Annotated in this window: 14 protein-coding genes; 2 read left to right on the plus strand and 12 right to left on the minus strand. The window is 39.5% G+C overall.

Annotated elements, in window-relative coordinates; translation table 11 throughout:
* Positions 1-71: 71 nt before the first annotated feature.
* From BK575_RS17460 to allC, 7 genes are all read right to left on the minus strand, one after another.
* A complete protein-coding gene (locus BK575_RS17460) occupies positions 72-1,448 on the minus strand; it encodes an allantoinase (protein WP_078412084.1) in 1,377 nt (458 codons plus the stop codon).
* 390 nt (positions 1,449-1,838) lie between these two features.
* The gene (locus tag BK575_RS17465) at positions 1,839-3,290 is read right to left on the minus strand and encodes a YfcC family protein (RefSeq protein ID WP_078412086.1); all 1,452 of its coding nucleotides are present in this window, start codon (positions 3,288-3,290) and stop codon (positions 1,839-1,841) included.
* A 321-nt stretch (positions 3,291-3,611) separates the two neighbouring features.
* Complete coding sequence (locus BK575_RS17470) at positions 3,612-4,475, minus strand: fumarylacetoacetate hydrolase family protein (RefSeq protein WP_078412088.1); 864 nt, start codon at positions 4,473-4,475, stop codon at positions 3,612-3,614.
* A 230-nt stretch (positions 4,476-4,705) separates the two neighbouring features.
* On the minus strand, positions 4,706-5,884 hold the full coding sequence (locus BK575_RS17475) for an amidase (RefSeq protein ID WP_078412090.1): 1,179 nt from the start codon (positions 5,882-5,884) through the stop codon (positions 4,706-4,708).
* Positions 5,885-5,950: 66 nt separating this feature from the next.
* Positions 5,951-7,294: a uracil/xanthine transporter gene (locus BK575_RS17480; protein ID WP_078412092.1), complete on the minus strand. Its 1,344-nt coding sequence runs from the start codon at positions 7,292-7,294 to the stop codon at positions 5,951-5,953.
* Positions 7,295-7,468: 174 nt separating this feature from the next.
* Positions 7,469-8,710, minus strand: a complete 1,242-nt coding sequence (locus BK575_RS17485; RefSeq protein WP_078412094.1) for a pyridoxal-phosphate-dependent aminotransferase family protein — start codon at positions 8,708-8,710, stop codon at positions 7,469-7,471.
* A gap of 13 nt (positions 8,711-8,723) precedes the next feature.
* Positions 8,724-9,971, minus strand: a complete 1,248-nt coding sequence (gene allC, locus BK575_RS17490) for an allantoate deiminase (protein ID WP_235867408.1) — start codon at positions 9,969-9,971, stop codon at positions 8,724-8,726.
* 212 nt (positions 9,972-10,183) lie between these two features.
* Here allC and BK575_RS17495 point away from each other — a divergent pair, with 212 nt between their 5' ends.
* Both BK575_RS17495 and BK575_RS17500 read left to right on the plus strand, forming a co-directional pair.
* The gene (locus BK575_RS17495; RefSeq protein WP_078412098.1) at positions 10,184-11,815 is read left to right on the plus strand and encodes a PucR family transcriptional regulator; all 1,632 of its coding nucleotides are present in this window, start codon (positions 10,184-10,186) and stop codon (positions 11,813-11,815) included.
* A 422-nt stretch (positions 11,816-12,237) separates the two neighbouring features.
* Entirely contained in the window at positions 12,238-13,635 is a 1,398-nt protein-coding gene (locus BK575_RS17500) for an NCS1 family transporter (RefSeq protein ID WP_078412100.1), read from the plus strand.
* 213 nt (positions 13,636-13,848) lie between these two features.
* Here the strand turns inward: BK575_RS17500 and fbp are convergent, their stop codons facing one another.
* The 5 genes from fbp to BK575_RS17525 form a co-directional block, all read right to left on the minus strand.
* Positions 13,849-15,783, minus strand: a complete 1,935-nt coding sequence (fbp, locus tag BK575_RS17505) for a fructose-1,6-bisphosphatase (RefSeq protein WP_078412113.1) — start codon at positions 15,781-15,783, stop codon at positions 13,849-13,851.
* 414 nt (positions 15,784-16,197) lie between these two features.
* A complete protein-coding gene (locus BK575_RS17510; protein ID WP_078412115.1) occupies positions 16,198-17,628 on the minus strand; it encodes an NAD(P)-binding domain-containing protein in 1,431 nt (476 codons plus the stop codon).
* Positions 17,629-17,692: 64 nt separating this feature from the next.
* Positions 17,693-18,046, minus strand: a complete 354-nt coding sequence (uraH, locus tag BK575_RS17515; protein ID WP_078412117.1) for a hydroxyisourate hydrolase — start codon at positions 18,044-18,046, stop codon at positions 17,693-17,695.
* Between the two features lie 16 nt (positions 18,047-18,062).
* Complete coding sequence (uraD, locus tag BK575_RS17520) at positions 18,063-18,557, minus strand: 2-oxo-4-hydroxy-4-carboxy-5-ureidoimidazoline decarboxylase (protein ID WP_078412119.1); 495 nt, start codon at positions 18,555-18,557, stop codon at positions 18,063-18,065.
* A gap of 22 nt (positions 18,558-18,579) precedes the next feature.
* Positions 18,580-19,893, minus strand: a complete 1,314-nt coding sequence (locus BK575_RS17525) for a nucleobase:cation symporter-2 family protein (RefSeq protein ID WP_078412121.1) — start codon at positions 19,891-19,893, stop codon at positions 18,580-18,582.
* Between the last annotated feature and the right edge of the window lie 144 nt (positions 19,894-20,037).

Consider the following 20,037-nt stretch of genomic DNA (forward strand, 5'->3'; position numbering starts at 1 on the left):
AAGAACCGATTTTCCTAAAATAAGGGCTCTGGTGCAGAAATTTTAAATCGTTTGTACCAGAGCCCTTAAACTTATTTAATTGCCGCATACTCTTGAGGTTTTATCCACCCGCCGCCAGGCTTTTGGGCTACTATTTTATCATCTTTAAATACTAATTTTCCCCTATTGAAAGTCCCAGTGATTTTACATGGGAAAGTATGGCCTATATACAAACTTTGTTTATGTTGGGCATAATAGTTTTCTTCGGTAACTACATGAGGTTCTTCTAATGTCACAATGGCTAAATCAGCGTCTGCCCCTTCAGCAATTTTCCCCTTTCGATCTGAAAGTCCAAACCTTTCTGCCGGCGCTAATGCTGTCCATTTTGCTACTGCCTCAAATGGTATATCATACTTTACAGCAAGTTCAATCATCGAAAGCAATGAAAATTGTCCTCCGCTAATCCCGCCCCATGCTTGAAACAGATTATGAACTTTAGGATCTTTTAAATCATAAGGGCATGGGGAATGATCTGAAGAAATCATATCAAATTTATGATCAATCAATAAAGAAATTAGTTTTTGCTGCTCTGCTTTTTCGCGCAAAGGCGGAGCGCACTTAGCGATAGTACCCAATTCCCTCAGATGCTCATGGTTGAATAATAAATAGTGCGGACAAGTTTCAACTGTTATATTCATTCCTCTTTGTTTTGCCTCTTCGATTTTTTCTATTGCTTTGGCCGAGCTTATGTGCACAAAGTGAAGGGGACATCCAGTAAGTTCCGCATAGTAAATGGCGCGTTCTACCGCCTCAACTTCAGCCATAATCGGACGTGATTCTAAATAATCATCGGCACCGCATTTACCTTCCTTTTCTTTCTCTTCTTTTAACCAGTTTGTGATTGCCGCACTTTCTGAATGAAGCGCTAAAACTTTACCCAGTTTAGCGATCATTTTCATCCCGTTTAGCAATGTTATGTCATCAACCGCTTCAAATTCCTTGTTTCCTGTTGTGGAGAGAAACGCTTTAAAGCCGATCACACCCGACCCAGCAAGAGGTTCTAAGTCCTTTTCATTTCCCGGTACAAGCCCGCCCCATAAGCTGAAGTCAACAAATGACTTTTCATTTCCTAACCTCGCCTTTTCATTAAGGGCATCTTGATTGACAGTTGAAGGAATTCCGTTTAATGGCATATCAAAATACGTTGTGCATCCTCCTGCTGCCATCATCATCGAACCTGTATGAAACCCTTCCCAGTGCTCTCTCCCCGGTTCACTAAAGTGCACATGTACATCAATCATGCCCGGAAAAACATATTGATTTTCAGCGTCCCATGTCAAATCGGCTTCATTTGTTATTTCTTTTTTAATAACGGCAATTTTCCCATCTTTAATACCGATGTCAGTTTCGATTACACCTGTAGAAAGCACTACCTTTCCATTCTTAATAATGACATCTAAACGTTCCATTCCCTCTCCTCCTTATAAATAAAGCGTATGTTGCAATTAAAAGCGCTCTTCTTATCCATTTTTATAGATTGAATAACACTAATAAACATAACTTTTTATGTAATAAAATATAACATTTAATGACATTTTATATGATTTCCATTTATAATTCATTAGAAAAATTGTGAATTTTTTGTTTTTTGTTTGTGTATTGTAAACAAAAAAACAGAACTCACATTAGATAAATACTTTTAACTCTTCACAAGCACCAGCATCTAACAAAAACATCTAAAATAAAAAACAGTTGGTTTCTAAGAAAGAAGAAAACAACTGCCTCAATAAAAACTAGTTATTACAATAACGAATGCTGTCTATATAGTTAGAATTATACTGACATTTCGTGCTTCAATGTTAACCGTTCCATTGGGTTAACTGAGCTATAACTAGAAATACCAGAACAAGCAAAAACCAGATGGAAAACAACGGCAAGTAGAATCGTACCCATTTTTGCCAAGCAACTCCTGCTAATGCGAGGGTAGCCATAAAGTAACCGGATGTAGGAAATAGTATATTTCCTATTCCATCCCCAAATTGATAGGCCAAGACTGCTGTTTGTCTAGTTACTCCAATTAAATCAGATAGAGGTGCCATGATCGGCATGGTTACTAAGGCTTGGCCACTCCCAGATGGAATAAGAAAGTTAAATAGCATCTGCACTATAAACATTCCGATAGCGCTGAACACTGCTGGAAATTCGCCTACTAAACCACCTAAACTATGTACAATGGTATCCATTACTTTTCCTTCTTCCATAACTATAGCAACCGCTCTCGCTACACCTACAATCATTGCGCCAACCAGTACCTCGCGAAAACCTTCGTTAAATCCTTCGCATATTTCTGTCAATTTTAAACCAACAATTAGCCCGATGGCAATGCCCATAATAATGAAAAGACCTGCCATTTCAAGCATAAACCACCCTTTACTTATAACGCCATATACTAATAAAACAAAAAAGCCTAATAATACAAACGAAGCTGCCCTTTGCCTGATTGTCAGTTGACTTTTTTTCGCCTGAGATTTATTTAAGTAGACAGCTCTTTTGTGCGCATCTTCTTCATATACCAAACTAGCTTTAGGATTCTTTTTTACCTTTTGAGCATAACGGATAATATAAATAACTCCTGCTAAAACAAATACTACAAAAGCAATAATTCTAAGCTCTATTCCTGAAAAAACCGGGAGTCCAGATATTTTTTGCCCTAAACCTGTATTGATAGGATTAAGAAACCCCGTCATGAATCCTGCTGTAGTAGCTACTAAAGCGACTGAAACCGCTACTACGGAATCGTATCCCAACGCAATCATTAAAGGAAGAATTACAGGGACATATACAAGGCTTAACTCTTGAGTACCTATCAAACTACATATAACAGCAAATACAAACATAAGCACAGGAATTACCACGATACTTTTATTTGCAAATTTTTTCGTTAACTTATCGACGCCTATTTCGATTAATCCCGTTTTTCGTATAACTGCAAATATTCCACCAATAATAAATGTAAAGAAAACAACCTCGCCGGCAGCTACCAAACCCTTGGGAATAGCCGTCATAAATCCGGTAAACGTGACAGGTGTCGCTTCCACTTGCCGATAGGAATCGGGGTCAATTGTCGTTCTGCCTTCCGGACCGGGAATTCTCTCGAATACACCAGCCGGAATAATATAAGTTGTAATCGATGCAAGTGCTATAAATATAAACAAAATGACATAGATATGAGGCATTGTAAACTTACTCTTCGGTAATTGAGGTTCTTGATATACTTTTACCGGACCCGCTGAACTTTTTTTAAGCTCCATTTTAAACTCCTCCTAATAGTCTGCTATTTTCTTATACAAACATTTCATTTTGTGTAAAACTTCTCTCCCCCCTTTTTATTTAGCTCGCACTTTATATAACATATAATGTTATATATTGTTACATTGATTAAAGTTTAAACGAAGCTTTTATATAAATCATTAGAGGATATATGAAATTTTTATTATTTTCTTGTCGATTTTAACTAAAAATATACCTTAACCCAAAAATAAAATGTTATATAATATACCACAGATGTTAATAGTGCATAAATAAAAAACCAAGCATGTATGCTTGGTTTTTTATTTATGCAAATTTATCATTTATCCATTTCCTACGCTGTTTTGCAATGGCTTAAATCCAGGAATACGACATTCTACGATATCCCCTTCCCGAATGATGACAGATCCTGGTGTCCCAGTCATAATGACGTCCCCCGGATGCAATGTCATAATTTGCGAAAAGAAGGAGACAATCCACCACGGTTGAAACATCATATTCGCTACAACATTACGGTGATGAACTTTACCATTTAGAACAGTCTCTACGCTCACATCTTTAATGGTTGGGAATTCATCGACGGTAAGAAAATAAGGCCCAAAACTAAAGAATGTATCAAAACTTTTAGAGCGCTGCAAAAAACGAGGGTTTTTGGCATGAATATCCTTGGCTGTCATATCCATCGTCGTGGTAAAGCCAGCCACAACATTAGCTGCATCTTCTACTGGTACATCTTTGCATGTTTGCCCGATAATAACCCCCAGCTCAGCTTCCGCTGTAACTTGTCCGAATTTAAGCGGCAGTTTAATCATTTCTTCCGTTCCAATTAGACTGGTGTCTGGTTTCATAAAAATGACCGGATCCTCTTCCGGAGGCTTCCCTGACAATTCGATCGCTTTTTCCATATAGTTCATACCAACACCCCAAATTTTTCCCGGGGTACGATATAAAGGCGCAAACGAGAGATCTTTTACTAAAATGTGAGGGGATTGATGAAAGCGGTCTTCTCCCCCCTCTGTATACCAGTTGTTTATATCTTCCAGTTGATTTTTTTGCAAAATACTAAAAAGATCTATATCCCAATCTTTTCCTTCTTCCTCTTTTATGGATTTAATCGAAACTGCTTTTTCTCCATTAACAATAGCAGCAATCTCATGACCTTCCACTTTTATGGTTGCCAGCTTCATATACACATCCCCTGCCTCTTACAAACTATTTATTAAACTTATATATACATATTTCACTTAATAACTCGAGATATTTCCCTCTCATCAACGGGCACTGCAACCGATCATCCGTATAATATGAATTATTCCTCAAAGGTTCACTTATGCGGATGGCACCAACTCCGAAAGGGGGGTCAGCCGCTTAGGTCTAGAAAATTCGGTATGGCCGTTCTTTGACCATGCCGAATTTTCTAAATCGTTCTGTATTCCGAAAACTGAATGACCCACCGTAATAATTTTAAGTCTTGATGGTGATTTGCGATGAAGGATAAGCCGATCGGAAGTCCATTTACCTCTGTTAAAGGAAGCGTAACTTGAGGCAACCCCGCTAAACCGGCAATACACGAAAGCTGCATGGTTTTGGCACGATATTGTTCCGCCTTATCTCCATGTAAATTCAGCAATGGCGCTGGCCCTGGAGCTGTTGGAATGACCAGCAACCCATTATCACTTAAAAGCGATGACATTGATTGGCGAATTTCTTCCCTTAATTCCAACCGAGGCAAAACATCACTCTTTTTCAATGTACTCGTCCACTGGAATCTTTCAGCGATCCCGGGACCAAATACTGGTTTCTCTTTTTCTATCCACTCACGATGTTCCGCCCAAATCTCGGATCCTTGGATGATTCGAAAAGAACTTGACCACTCTGCTAAACCCTCTTTTGCAACATTAACCCATTCAGTGCAATCAACCATCTCCTCAATAGAAGGAACAATAGTCGATAAAGCATCTTTATATTCTTGATCCAACATTGCCCACGCATCTTGTCCAAAAAAAGCATTGGTAAATTCACCTTTTGCGCTTTGATCATCAATAAGAAGTTGGCCAACCTCCAGCAGCAATCCCGCATCCCTCGCCATCCAGCCTACCGTATCAAAACTTCCGGCCAATGGAATCACTCCTTCAGTTGAAACAACACCATGTGTTGGGCGAAATCCATATATACCGCAATAAGAAGAAGGAATCCGTACAGATCCCCCTGTATCTGTTCCTAATGCAAAGTCAACTAATCCTGCCGAAACCGCAACAGCTGAACCGCTTGAAGAACCGCCTGGAATACGAGCAGGCGCTTTTGGATTAACAGGTGTTCCGTAATGATAATTCTCACCATTTAAGCTGTACATTAATTCATCTGTATGTGTTGTCCCCGTTAATTTTGCCCCTTGCTTTAAAAGACGCTCAATCGCCGGCGCGTGTTTCGCTGATGGACCGTGTGTCAGGAGCCAATCAGGATTCCCGGCTCCGCTTGTATACCCTTCAATCGCAAATACATCTTTCGCCGCAAATGTTAACCCGTTTAATCGTCCTGTTCCTGTCGGCTGAATAGCAAGATCTTGATCGACAAAAGCATTCCATTTATCATCCATCTTTACTTCCTCCCACATATGAATTTAGCAAATATTCATTACTGCAGATAGAAAATTCCAAAAAAATCATTTCTCTGCTTTAACCATTTTATTCAAACGACCTTGTTCAGTTTTCGTTGTTAAAAAATTGAGTTTTATATTTTCTAATACTAATGATAATAATATCCCAACTAACAATCCATTACTAAACAACGGCCGCAAAATACTCGGCACGGTTGCGAAGTAGGATGAAGGAAATGTTATGAAAATAATTCCGACAAATAAAGGGATCGCTAGACGATAAATATTTGGAGTATTTAATGGAATTTGAGAAAAATACTGCAGTGATGTGTGCAGCAACCTTAAATAAGCTACAAGTAAAACCGCACTGCCGACACTCAAAGGGAGTTTGGCCATTAAATTACTCACAGCCGGAATCATGCCCATCACCATGAACATTCCACCCCCGATGATAAAAGGTAACCTCTCCAGTATTTTTGTTTGACTAAGAAATCCGATTGAAGATACATAAGGAGCGTAAGGAACCATCCCAAATACTCCAGAAATCATGACGAACAATCCACTTATCGCAAATGATTGTTTATATTGATTTGGCGCAGCTGTTTTTCGATAGAGATCATCCGTCCCTTTTATCGCTCCGAACGTATTCGAAGTGTTAATGAGCCCGGCAATAACGGCTGTGACAATAATACCAATATCAAAACTCGGTTCTCCAAGAGGAAACAGCTCCATGTCCATCTTCGCAGAAAAGTCCATCGTTTCTCTTTTATCGAGCATTAGCTCAAACAAAATCCAGCCTCCGATAATCCCGATTAACATGGAATACTTGCTGAATGCAGGAGCTGCTTTAATACTGAAAATAATGATAAAGATGGTTACAACACTAGACAATAGAAACACAGGTATATCTATGGAAGCTGTTTCTGAATGGTCTCCAAAGGGAATTCCAAGCATTCCTTTTAGAAAAATCGTATTTAATCTGCACCCCAGCAAAAACATAAAGACAGCCATAACACCATTGTTAAATAGCTTCGAAAGGTATTGTGAAAGACCGCTAATGCCGATAAACATCGTAACAATCCCAGAGATCATAATCCCAACAGCTAAACTCCCGCCAAGTGTCGTTAATGACATCCCTTGTGCAGGAGCTGAGTAGCACAAACTTAAAATGACTCCCCACCATAGCCCGGACTGCCCTTCCATTATCGACCGTTTATGTCCTAACAACGCTTGTAAAATACAGGCTAATCCAGTAAAAAAGAAAGAAAATTGGATTAAAGAAATCATTTTATCTTGAGGAAGTTGAAAGGCCGCCCCTACAGTAATAGGTATTACAACAGTATTTGTGAATAGAAAAAAAAGCCATTGTAATCCCGCAAGCCATTGTTCCGTTTTCAATAACTGTGTCATAAATTCTCCTTCTATCGTTCGAAAAAACTGAGCTGTTGTACAGAGACAGCTCGTTCAAAGGTTGTCTCATAAGTCTCAAATTACACACCAAAAATGCTTTTTTTACTGAAAGACCTCGTCCTGAAACCCCTTGATTTTACCGGATTTCCATGACGAGGCCTTTCAGGAGGATGACTAATTTACTACTAAATTTGAAGATTCATATACATCAAGTGCAGCTTGTAAACCTTTCCCAACTTCAATTGATGCATCGTGACGAATTAGTACTGCCTCAAGAGCTGCCAACACAAATAAAATATTTTCTTTTCGGCAGCTGTATCCCATCGATCCAATTCTCCAGATCTTTCCGTGAAGAGGCCCAAATGAACTGGCAATCTCGATTCCAAACTGTTGAAGCAGCATCATTCTTACGGAGTCACCATCGACTCCAGCCGGAATATTCACACATGTGACCATCGGCAGCTTCCAAGGGACATCATTAAATAATGTTAAGCCCATCGCTTTAATCCCTTCCATGAGAGCTTTTTCATGGAAACGATGTCTTGCAAATCGCTCATTTAGTCCTTCTTGCAGAACAATGCGTACTCCTTCACGCAATGCATAAAGCATCGATGTTGCTTCCGTGTGGTGATTTAAACGTCTTGGCCCCCAATAATCTTGCAGCTGACTTAAATCAAAGTAGTTACTGCGGATCGGCTGCTGAACGTCTACTTTATCTTGCTCTGTCGCAACCCCTTTTTCTACTTTTTTCCGAACAGAAAGCACTTGTTCGACGCGGTCATTATACGTAATCGGAGCCATACCGGAAGGAACAGACAAGCATTTTTGCGTTCCGCCGATCACAGCATCAAGCTGCCATTCATCGACTTTTACTTCCGTTCCGCCGATTGTTGCCACTGCATCCACAATACATAACACATCAAGCTCCCTGCAAGCAGGTCCAATCATATCTAACGGCTGCATACAACCAGTCGATGTTTCACCGTGCACGATCGCAAGCACTTTCGGCTTTACTCTTTTCATTTCATCTATAATGACTTGTTGATCAAAAACTGTCCCCCACTCACATTCGATATTGTGGATTTCAGCCCCATTACGCTCGGCAATTTCTGTTAACAAATGTCCGAATCTCCCAAATATAGGTATTAATACTTTATCTCCCGGCTCTATTACACTGCATAACACCGCTTCAATACCTGCCCTGGATGTTCCGTCAACTGGAAATGCCCATTGATTTTTTGTTTGGAATACTTGACGAAGCATTTCCATTGTTTCATTCATCATATTCGTAAAAGCTGGATCAAACTGACCAAGAATCGGAGTACTCATGGCACGCAATACTCTTGGGTCAACTTCTACAGGCCCCGGAGTCATAATCGTTCGTAATGGCGAATTTATTTCTTGAAAAACTTTCATCACTTTTTCCTCCTCAATACGCTAAATCATATAAAACTTTTATTAGTAATTGAATGCCTTTTTCTAAATCTTCCGTTCTTGTAAACTCATATGGCGAATGGCTAATTCCTTTATGACTTGGTACAAACAATAAAGCCGTTGGACAAAACGGGGCAAAAATTTGGGAATCATGACCCGCGCCGCTTGTCATCTTTTTATAAGAAACCGATTCGTTCTTTAAAATCGATTCTGAAATTCGATTTAGCTCTTCGGACATTTCTATCGGTTTTTCATTCATCCAATTATGGATACTCAACTGAGTGTCGTGCCTGTTTGCAATCAATCCAAATTCCTTGAATATATCGTCGCAAAATTGGAAAAGAATCTTTTCATCACTATGGCGAATATCCATGCTAAATGTCGCCTTACCAGGAATAACATTTGAAACATTCGGCTCAAGAGCTATTTGTCCTACGGTAGCAACCAAATCAGGAGAGGTTTCTTTCGCTTTCTGTATGAGCACTTGAATAAGTTCGGTCGCTGCATACATTGCATCTTTACGCCAGCCCATTGGCGTTGTACCCGCATGGTTGCTTTCACCAATCACTGTGACGTTATATCTTCTCTGTCCGACAATATGGCTGACAACCCCAATCGATGTTCTTTCTCTTTCCAATACTTCTCCTTGCTCTATATGCAGTTCGATAAAACAATCAAGGTCATTTCGCTGTGGCTGCGGATAATTCCCCTGACCAAACCCCGCTTGCCTCATCGCTTCTACAAAAGATATACCGCTTGAATCCTTTAGATTTTGAACATCTTCAAATGATTTAATCCCGGTAATACTGCCCGATCCCCAATATGTCATAGGAAAGCGGCTTCCTTCTTCTTCGCATAAAGAAACAACCTCTATATTTTTTTCAGGTAACCCAAAATGTTCATATAAATATTGTACAGCGATTAGCCCGGCAATTACACCGTATGCACCGTCATATTTCCCGCCATTTACAACCGTATCAATATGTGATCCAGTTAAAATAGTAGGAGCCTTTTCTTGTTTTCCTGTTAATCTGCCAAATAAATTTCCCACATCATCGTAATAAGCATGAAGTCCTGCCTCTTCCATCCGCTCTTTAAGCGCTTGTTGAGCGAACTGCCAATCTTGCGAATACAATGGACGTGTAACTCCATTATTTTCGTTTTTTCCAAAAGAAGCTAACCACTCTACCATCTCTTCAATTTGCTCGAATAAGGCAGGTGACTTTTTCTCACTTCTATTCAAATTTATCCCCCCTGCTCTTACATCCATCTTTCAATATTTCTCGTTATATTTAATGACATAGTTTGTAATATAAATTGATTTTAAAATAAACACCTGCTAAAATCATTGACATAAATGTAAAACATTTAGCAGATTCATTGTTTATAGTAACCAAAATTCAATTTAAAAAATAGAAAACTTGCAAATATCCTGCGAAAGGGGAAAGAAATAAAATGCGATTAAATGAATTATTGGATCTTCCCGTGTTTAAAGGAACTACCTTGCTCGCAGGGGAACAAGGTGTTGAGCGTGAAGTGAATACAGTGAATATGATGGATGCTCCTGACATCATTCATTTTTTAAAGCGAGATGAATTGCTCATAACAACAGCTTTTCATTTCAAGGATGACCTCGATTCATTATTGCAGCTCATTAAAGAAATGGAGAAACAAGGCTGTTCAGGATTAGGAATTAAAACAAAACGGTTTTTACAAGTAATGCCTGAAGCAGCTATATCGCTCGCAAACGAACTTAACTTTCCACTCTTGGAACTCCCTGCCCACACTTCATTGGGCGACCTTGTCAATAAGTCGCTAAGTTACATTCTTGATATACGTACGAATGAGCTGCATAATGCGATGCAAGCACATCAACAATTCACCAATCAGATTATGAGCGGAAAAGGGATACATAAAATTCTTGAAAGTCTTTCTTCTCTTGTTCACTTTCCCGTTGTATTGCTGAATCACCATCTGCAACCAGATACAGGATTTTCTCAAAATCCCCCCCTTTTCGAAAGCTTGGAAGCTCTAATCGCAAGCGGACATCACTTTCATTTTCCAGGAACAACAATGTCTGCATTATCATTATTAAATGAAACCCGAGAGACCATTACCCTTTTCCCTATTTACACACACAAACAGTGCAGCTACCTGTGTATATTCGGATTTATACCTTTATCAGACCGTTCAACCATTTTAACCATTAAACAAGCATCGAATGTCATTGCGTTTGAACTGATGAAAGAAAATGCATTAAACCAAAATGCAAGGCGTATTCAAAATGAGTTTTTTACTAACTTTATTAATGGTACATTTACTACCGCCGAAGAAGTAATCAGCCGCGGCAAAGAGTTCGGGTTATTAAACGAGCAACGATATGTTTGTGCAGTTGGCAAAATAGATGATCAAGACAAAAACATTTCGTTTGTACAATACCAGTCAGAGCAGGAAGTGATTTGCGATACCATCGAGTCAGAACTGCGGCGTTTTCACCAAACAGTCCATTTTTTCGCAATGGATCATTCTTACATTTTACTAATGCCGCTGAAAGAAGGATGGAAAGAAAATGACGAATCGTTCGTTTCATTTTTAAGAAAACTACAAACGAAGATTTCAACATACTTCAAAAAGGATCTTTCATTTGGCATTAGCAATTATGCACAGCAACTGATTCATGTTCCTGTGTCGTATAAGGAAGCAACAGACACTCTATATTATGGAAATTTATCAGGAAAAAAAGGATTTGTTGAATTTTACCAACCAAAAGAAGTGCCAGAGATTTTGCGGATGATTCCTTATGATCAATTGAAAAAGTTTTATACAGATACTTTTCAGGCTTTTGCCAATCAACCAAAAAAAGATCATCAAGTATTGCTCCATACTTTGTCCGTTTACTTAGAAACACATTGTCAGCTGTCTGAAACAGCAAATCGTTTATATGTACATCGCAATACGGTGATCTACCGTTTAGAAAAATGCCAGGAGATTATTGGCAGAAGTTTAAAAGAACCAGACGAGACACTGCGATTGCGTCTCGCTTTTCGAATTAAAGCTTTACTTCAAGGAAACAGCCAGCTCACTTAAAAATAAAGAGATTTGAACAAAGAAAAGCCAAGCGCTTCCACGAGGAGTGTTTGGCTTTTTCCTTTTAAAAAATCCAAGTATGCAGATTTTGATGTAATAGTAAAAATAAATTCCGCTATTCCCCTCTTTTCGAATCAACCTATACACACCTTGGTTGTACGCCCCCTTAGATATCATCAACATTTTTAGACAAAAAGCACAAATAAATATCGAAAAATTCACACTTCTTCTAATGACTCCTCTAAAAAAATCGTATAAAATTTACACATGTTAGTTTTATTGACACCGGATGTCAAATTTAATGACAGATAATCTAGTTAAAATGAAATTTTTTCTATTCAATATTCATAGTATTTTTGCTGCAGTTGACAACTATCTTTCAGCTTTACGGTAAACAATGAGAAAAAGGAGTGGAATATACAATGTCTACAAATCTAGCAAGGCAAGCTATAGACGAGACGCTGATCCATCATACTGCGGGTGTAGATGAATCATTAAAGCCAAAGTCCAAAGAGGATAGAACAGTAGGTCCGATATCCTATATGTTTATGTGGATTGGAGACGGTGTTAATTTAGGCAATATGACGCTTGGGGCCAGCCTGGTTGTAGCGGGAACTGCAACATTAAACATCTTTCAAACATTTGTCGCAGCCGCTTTAGCAATTGGTATCATTTCAGCTTTTTTTGCTTTAAATGACAGACTTGGATACAGAACAGGGGTACCATATGTGGTACAGCTCAGAATGTCTTTCGGGATGAAAGGCTCCATCATATCCTCACTTTTGCGCGGTATCCCAGCTGTTATTTGGTATGGTTTTCAAAGCTGGATAGGGGCTACTGCCTTAAATGAAATTGTGAAGGTGATTATGGGGGGATCCTTTGATAACATAGTCATTTGTTTTGTAGTGATCCAGTTGGTGCAAATTATACTTTCGCTGTACGGCTTCCATGCGATTAAATGGGTGGAGATACTCGCATCCATTGTAATTATGCTGGCACTTGTCTATGTATTTGGCATTCTTCTAACGTCCTATAGAGAGGTTATTGCAGAAAAATGGGTTCATGCAGAAGGCTCATGGGGCTTGCCGTTCTTTGCGTTCGTCATGGTGTTTTTAGGAAATTATGCGGCGATCTTTTTAAGTGCAGCGGACTATTCAAGAGAGCTCAAACCTGGCATCAGCGATGCAAAACGCGGTTTTTTATACTTTTCTCCTATTTTGATAGCGTACGGCTTTGTTCTTACGATCGGTGCCATGCTTGCTTCTACAACCGGGATCTCTAATCCTGTAAAGGCGTTTGCAGTAGTAGTAGATAATCCTTACATTACAGTAGGCGTATCGGCATTTATTGTGATAGGTGCGGTTGCAGTAAACATGGTTGCCAACATCATTCCACCGACCTATGTGATTACATTGCTGACAAAAATGAAATATAAAACGGCTGTTACGATAACCGGGCTGCTTGCTCTCTGCTCATTTCCTTGGGTGCTTGTACAGGATTCTTCAGCAAAAGGTCTTAATATGTTCATTCTTATCTATTCTGCCTTTTTAGGTCCAATCGTTTCTATTCTATTGGTTGAATATTACATATTAAGAAAGCAAAAAGTACATGTTGCAGATTTGTACAATGAAGACGGCCCATTTGCCGGGTTTAATCCATGCGCGATCATTGCCATGCTGATCGGTGCCGGCGCCGCCTTTATAAAAGTGGAACTGGGATGGATTATAGGCGTTTTTGTGGCAGGTATTGCCTATATTCTTCTAACGAAGTTTGCATTTAAAGATTCAAACTTTAAAAAGGGTACGATATTTGAGAAATAATTGTAAATTTATAAGGTAAAAAAAGGAGTGGATGGTTTTTATCATCCACTTCAAAAGATTCCCTCCACTGAAAAATACCGCAATAGTGAGCTTGTTAATTGTGCAAAGTTTTAGGTTCCATCCTTAAGTTCTCTATTAATGAAGGAAAAACCTCATTTACTTATGATACGCTTCAGTTCAATTGATTTAAATCACCAGACCCAAAAGTTCCCCTTAATTCACATATCGATATTCCCTCAGACTATTTAAAATAGAGATTTCCTGCAATAATTCCTCACCAACATTCGTTTCTCTAACCTTTTTTCTCTCTAGTTCTTTATCCACCAATCTTTTTACTGATAAAACATCTGTTCCGTTACATAGAACATCTTCTTTTGAATTAAAATGTTTATGGGCGACCAGCTGCATGCCGTAGGAATTATACAGTAAAGTGTATCCAGCTATACCTGTTGTGGATTGATAAGCTTTAGAAAAACCTCCATCGATGACAATCATCTTCCCATTTGCCTTAACTGGATTTTCTCCATCAATTTCTTTAACAGGTGTATGACCATTTATAATATGACCTTGATCAGGATTAAGATCAAATTCAGCTAGGATTTTGCGGCAAATTTCCTCATTTTCACGTAAATGGTAGTATGGGTTCTTTCTCTCTTTATGGATTTCCTTATCCTTAATAAAGTACCTCTCAAAGGTTGTCATTGCTCTTTTCCCAAAGAGTGATGAATATTCTCCTGTCCATAAATACCACGCCATATCTGTGGCAAGATCATCTGTCTCTTCTGGATGTGTAAAAGCATGTCGTAAATAATGTTCAAAAATATCAAGCAGATCACGACCTGCATAAGTTTTATTTTCAATGACCATCTTTTCCATATTTCCTTCTTCATCTAAAGGAATACAGCCATGTATTAATAGGTTCCCGTTATATTTCAAATAAAGACTGCCTTTTTTCATCAGAAAATTCATATGTCTGGCAAGCTTTTCCGAGTGCTGAACCGAAAATAACAGCTTGTCTATAACTTGTTTTTCTTCCTCTAGCAATTGATCGGGCTGCTCAGGATTTACCGTTGCGAAGCAGCTATTTTCTAGTGGGTACGTTTTCCCATGTATGGTTATTTCGTTCTTGTCATAATCAATTTTCTCAAGCAAAAGTCTTTCTGACATATTAAAGTTCGGTCGTCTTTTTATAATAGGGCTTTCAAGCTTGAACTGAATCATCGCAATCGCTTGATGAATTTTTGTAATTTGCAGTTGTTCTTCCTTAGAAATTTTATCATCTGATTGGATTTTCGGCCTAAAGGCTGGGTTGTCTCCATAGTATTTCTCCGCTAAATTAAGAAGTGGTCTAAGATTGATGCCATACACATCTTCAATAATATCCAAATTATTATAGCGGGCACAGATCCGAATAATATTTGCGAGACAAACCTTCGAACCTGCAAAAGCACCTATCCATAGGACATCATGATTTCCCCACTGAATATCGACAGAATGATAATTGATAAGAGCTTCTATAATTTTATCAGGCTCGGGACCGCGATCATAAATATCCCCCACGACATGTAAATGGTCAACAACCAATCTCTGAGTCGTATAGGCGAGACCTATAATGAGCTTATCAGCTTGTCCGAGGGAAATAATTTGCTGAACAATTTTTGAATAATAAGGTTCCTTAAAATTCGTGAATTCATCCGTTTTGTACAGCAGCTCCTCAATAATATAAACAAACTGACTAGGCAATGCTTTCCGTAATTTCGAACGTGTATATTTGGAAGAGGCATAAGAAATCAGCTTAATCATACGCTCAATGATTACTGTGTACCATTGGTGTAATTCTTTTTCATTGTCAAAATTATTTTTAATTAACTGAAGTTTTTCCTCAGGATAATAAACTAATGTTGCAAATTCTTTAATTTCTTTTTCAGTTAATACCTTATTATAGATGTCTTCAATTTTCTCTCTTACCTTCCCCGATCCATTTCTCAATACATGTTGAAAGGCTTGATACTCCCCATGTAAATCACTGACAAAATGCTCTGTCCCCTTAGGCAGATTAAGGATCGCTTCAAGATTAATAATTTCCGTTACCACTTTTTCTTCACTATTATATTTTTGGGCCAGTAAATCTAGATATTTTGCATTCAAACGATGTATCCCCTTTCAAAATTCGCTGCTCATTCTCCCTACAATAATTTAATACTAACATGATAAGAGAAAAATTAAATAGGAGTAATAAAAGTAATTAATAATGATGTTAATATTATTGTCTTTGTTTTCCATAGAGAGAAAGTTGTTTAAGCTTGGGGACACAAATAATCAAACTATTCCCAACCACCTCCTGCAAAATCCAACACACTAAAAATTAAGCCTGTTATATCCGCAGTCTCAAATTCAATTCGATTGTCCTCCCTAATTATGCATATTTTTTAATATACAAATAAGCAGGCCAGAAATTAAGTGGGCCTGCTTATTTGTTCTAATATTCAGAAATCAAATTCCCTATACCGTTCCGTGTAAAATTCGTGATGACTCCTCTATCTTCCAACACTCGTATGCGGATTAAGCTTCAACAGTCCTCTTCTTCGTCCATTCACCAACGAATTCAACTTCATTATAAGAAAAATAGTTTTTTAGAATCTCTTCGCGATCATCAAGGAAAAGTTGGTCTGCTACCGCTGACACGAGCTTAGGTACACCAAATCTCATACCTGAGAGTGCAGAGGCCGAAATACCGCAGCTGATTAAAGCAGAATAATTAAAAGCAAAAAGTCCATGCAGACGCTTTTTGGCCTTTTCATCTCGGCTTGTGAAAGCAAAGCCGGGGCTGAGGTAAGGGTGGGCATCGAGCATATCGTTAGCTATCTCCGTTGGTGCTTTATAACGATCGCTCCAGCGAGCAATATGGCTTTCGACAAGCTTCAACTCAGGACGCAAAGCCGGATCGGTCACAAGGCCGGTGCTGATAATCAGGAAATCAAACGTAAATGTCCCTTGCGGCGTAGTGACTACCGCACCCTCACCTTTTGCTTCCACATCGAGCCACGGCGCGCCAAAGTGCAGATTGAAACCGGGCCATGATGCTGCGCGTTCGAAGGTATCATTAGTCGGCGGCTGATTGAGTTTAAAGAAATGAGCGATAGCCGCATATTTATCAGCGTCAGATAAGCTATGGAAACGCTCGATCATGCCGGAACCCTCCATCTGGCGGATTGGGTTAATACGCGGCATCTCTTTGCGGCGGACAAATACATGTGCCTCGGCGACCCCTTCTGATAGTGCGAAATTGGCATTATCAAAGGCAGAAGCTCCGCCGCCCAAAACCGCTACCTTTTTACCTTTAAGTGCCGCAAAATTAATCACTTCAGAAGTATGGGCATAGAGATGACGAGGTAATTTTTCGGAAATCATAGGCGGCACATGCCATTCGCCGCCGCCCTGAATGCCAGTAGCAAGAATAACCTTGCGCGCCAGTAATGCACTCGAAGGCGCTCCCACTCCTTCGATATGCAATCGATGAACCCTTTCTTCCAATGGCTCAATAAGCTTTAGCTTTACCTCATTGATAACAGGAAGATTAAGAACTTTCCGATACCAGCGCAGATAATTCATCCAGTCGCCTCTTGGAATCTTCACGACCTCTTCCCAGCCTTCCGGCCCGAACTGCGTTTCCCACCATGAGCGGAAGGTTAAAGAAGGAACTCCAAGGTCGACGGAAGTCAAATATTTGGGCGTTCTTAGCGTCACCATGCGGGCATAGGTTTCCCACGGCCCTTCTAATCCTTCCTTGTTTTCGTCGATAACAAGGATATTGGATACCCGCTCACGCAAAAGACCGAAGGCTGCGCCTAAACCGCTTTGACCACCGCCAATGATGATAACGTCGTAAACATGCCCTTCAGGGTGGCGGGTCGGACGCACCCAGTCCGCTCCGCCGAATCCAAGATAAGAAAGATCGCGTTTTACTTGTTTATTTAAAGCTTCTAAGCTCATGATTTTTCATTCCTCTCAATCTATTATTTATTATCAGTTACCAGCTGAACCATTCATTAGAGTTTTAACTTCCCCGATAGACCTGATAGCCCCATGGTGAAATGAGCAGCGGCACATGATAGTGTGATGACGAATTATCAATACCGATTCGCACGGATACCTTGTCAAGAAAAGCGGGATCCGACAGCTGTATCCCCTTTTTTCTAAAATAATCCCCAATATAAAACAGCAGTTCATACTCTCCTGACTGCATGTCATGGAAATCAAGAACGGGAGAATCTAACCGTCCATCCGAATTAGTTGATGCAGTGTTTAACAAATGTCTTGTTGATCCTTCCCAACGATAGAGCTCAATGTTTACTTCTGAAGCAGGGCGGCCATGCGTTAAGTCCAATATATGTGTAGTAAGTCCTTTCATCTAATCAACATCCTTTTTATATAATTTGATCTTCTATTCTAAATCGAACAATTTGATAGATTTCTGATAAGGCCTGGTTAAACTCTTGTTCTTTTGAGTTTTTTAATCGTTCATTCATTGCTTGAAGGATTTCATCTTTGTTTTTTCCGCGAACAGCTAAAATAAAGGGAAATCCAAATCGTTGAACATACTCTTTATTCATTTCAAGCAAAAGCTCATATTCTGCTTCTGAGAGCTGATTTAATCCTGCACCCTTTTGTTCACTCACGGAAAATGAAGTCATTGGTTTTCGTGTCCCTAAATGAGGATGGGCCTGAATTAAGTTCAGCTTTTCTTCCTCACTCGCTGCTTGGACAACAGCGACCATCTTTTCATAAAGGGCTTCACGGGAAACAAAAGGACGAAACTCCCCTGCCCTTTGGATGACCCAGGGAGAGTGTTCAAATATGTCTTTTAATGTTTCTACAAACTCAGATAACGAAATTTCATTTAAAGTATTTACAGTAACCATAGATCGTAACTCCTTTATTTTTTTATGAAACATGTGCTGCGTCAGCTTCCTCATTCTTTAGGGATGCTGGAGCAGGTGCTAAAACTGTCCGGAAGTTAAAAAATAGATTCATAAAGATAGCCGTTAAGCTTCCGGTAATGACTCCATCGCTAACGATGATTTTGATTGCTGAAGGCAATTGACTAAATAACTCGGGTACGACGGTGGCTCCCAATCCCAATGAGATCGAGCAAGCTACAATAAGTGCATTATGTTGATTGCTGAAATCGACTGAACCCAGCATTTTAATTCCTGAAGACACGACCATACCAAACAATACAACTGTAGCACCGCCAAGCACGGGCGCAGGAATAATGGTAGCAAGAGCCGCAATTTTAGGAACTAAGCCAAGAAAAACGAGGATACTGCCTGCTGCAACGACAACTTTCGGTGATTTATTTTGAGATAGTTGAACCAGCCCTACATTTTGGGCAAAGGTGTTGTAGGGAAAAGCATTAAAGATGCCTCCTAAAGTAATAGCCAATCCTTCCGCTCGATATCCCCTAGTGAGATCATCTTGTGTAACAGGACGATCACAAATTTTTCCTAAGGTAAAAAACACACCGGTCGATTCAACAACAATGACTAACCCTACAATTAACATTGTCAGTATCGGACCGATCTCAAAGGATGGAACACCGAAATAGAACGGTTGCGGAATACGGAACCACGAAGCTTCTGCAACCTCATGAAAATGGACTTTCCCCATCATGGCCGCTGCTGCTGTACCCGCAATCATTCCCAATAGCACGGAAAGAGAACGGATATACCCCTTAAAGAAACGATTAATAAGGAGAATAACAGCGATGACCCCCATCGATAACATCAAATTATCTAAACTTCCGAAGTCCGGCTTCCCGGCTCCCCCTGCCATATTTCGAATTCCGGATGGTATTAACGATAGCCCAATGATTGTGACAACAGTTCCCGTGACAACAGGCGGAAAGAATTTTACGAGTTTCCCAAGATAGCGGGCAAACAAAAAAATGAAGAGTCCTGCTGCGATAATGGATCCGTAAATGGCCGGAATGCCATATTGCGATCCGATAGCGATCATTGGCGAGAGGGCAACAAACGAAGCACCTAAAACAACGGGCAGCCCAATACCAAAATATTTGTTTTTCCATGCCTGCAGTAAAGTAGCTATTCCGCAAGTTAATAAATCAATGGCAACTAAGTAAGCCAATTGCTCCGGAGTAAGGTTTAATGCCCTCCCGACAAGCAATGGAACAAGAATCGCTCCCGCATACATAGCCATAACGTGCTGAAACCCTAACGAAAATACTTTTGAATTCATCTCTACTCCCCCTTAATTTGCTGTATAAAAAAAGCCGCAGAAATAGAAGGGGTTCCCTCCTATATCTACGGCTCCTAAATGACGTATGACGAAATTTAAGCTCCTGGATAGTTAAAACAAGTTTGTGAAGAAAAGATGATAAAT

The organism is Priestia abyssalis, assembly GCF_002019595.1.
In the GTDB taxonomy this organism is placed as follows: Bacteria; Bacillota; Bacilli; order Bacillales; family Bacillaceae_H; genus Bacillus_BA; species Bacillus_BA abyssalis.

What these genes read in the sequence shown, in the direction of transcription:
- BK575_RS17460 (WP_078412084.1), bottom strand. Translation starts at nt 1,448, where the DNA reads ATGGAACGTTTAGATGTCATTATTAAGAATGGAAAGGTAGTGCTTTCT.
- BK575_RS17465 (WP_078412086.1), bottom strand. Translation starts at nt 3,290, where the DNA reads ATGGAGCTTAAAAAAAGTTCAGCGGGTCCGGTAAAAGTATATCAAGAA.
- BK575_RS17470 (WP_078412088.1), bottom strand. Translation starts at nt 4,475, where the DNA reads ATGAAGCTGGCAACCATAAAAGTGGAAGGTCATGAGATTGCTGCTATT.
- BK575_RS17475 (WP_078412090.1), bottom strand. Translation starts at nt 5,884, where the DNA reads ATGGATGATAAATGGAATGCTTTTGTCGATCAAGATCTTGCTATTCAG.
- BK575_RS17480 (WP_078412092.1), bottom strand. Translation starts at nt 7,294, where the DNA reads ATGACACAGTTATTGAAAACGGAACAATGGCTTGCGGGATTACAATGG.
- BK575_RS17485 (WP_078412094.1), bottom strand. Translation starts at nt 8,710, where the DNA reads ATGAAAGTTTTTCAAGAAATAAATTCGCCATTACGAACGATTATGACT.
- BK575_RS17495 (WP_078412098.1), top strand. Translation starts at nt 10,184, where the DNA reads ATGCGATTAAATGAATTATTGGATCTTCCCGTGTTTAAAGGAACTACC.
- BK575_RS17500 (WP_078412100.1), top strand. Translation starts at nt 12,238, where the DNA reads ATGTCTACAAATCTAGCAAGGCAAGCTATAGACGAGACGCTGATCCAT.
- BK575_RS17510 (WP_078412115.1), bottom strand. Translation starts at nt 17,628, where the DNA reads ATGAGCTTAGAAGCTTTAAATAAACAAGTAAAACGCGATCTTTCTTAT.
- uraH (WP_078412117.1), bottom strand. Translation starts at nt 18,046, where the DNA reads ATGAAAGGACTTACTACACATATATTGGACTTAACGCATGGCCGCCCT.
- uraD (WP_078412119.1), bottom strand. Translation starts at nt 18,557, where the DNA reads ATGGTTACTGTAAATACTTTAAATGAAATTTCGTTATCTGAGTTTGTA.
- BK575_RS17525 (WP_078412121.1), bottom strand. Translation starts at nt 19,893, where the DNA reads ATGAATTCAAAAGTATTTTCGTTAGGGTTTCAGCACGTTATGGCTATG.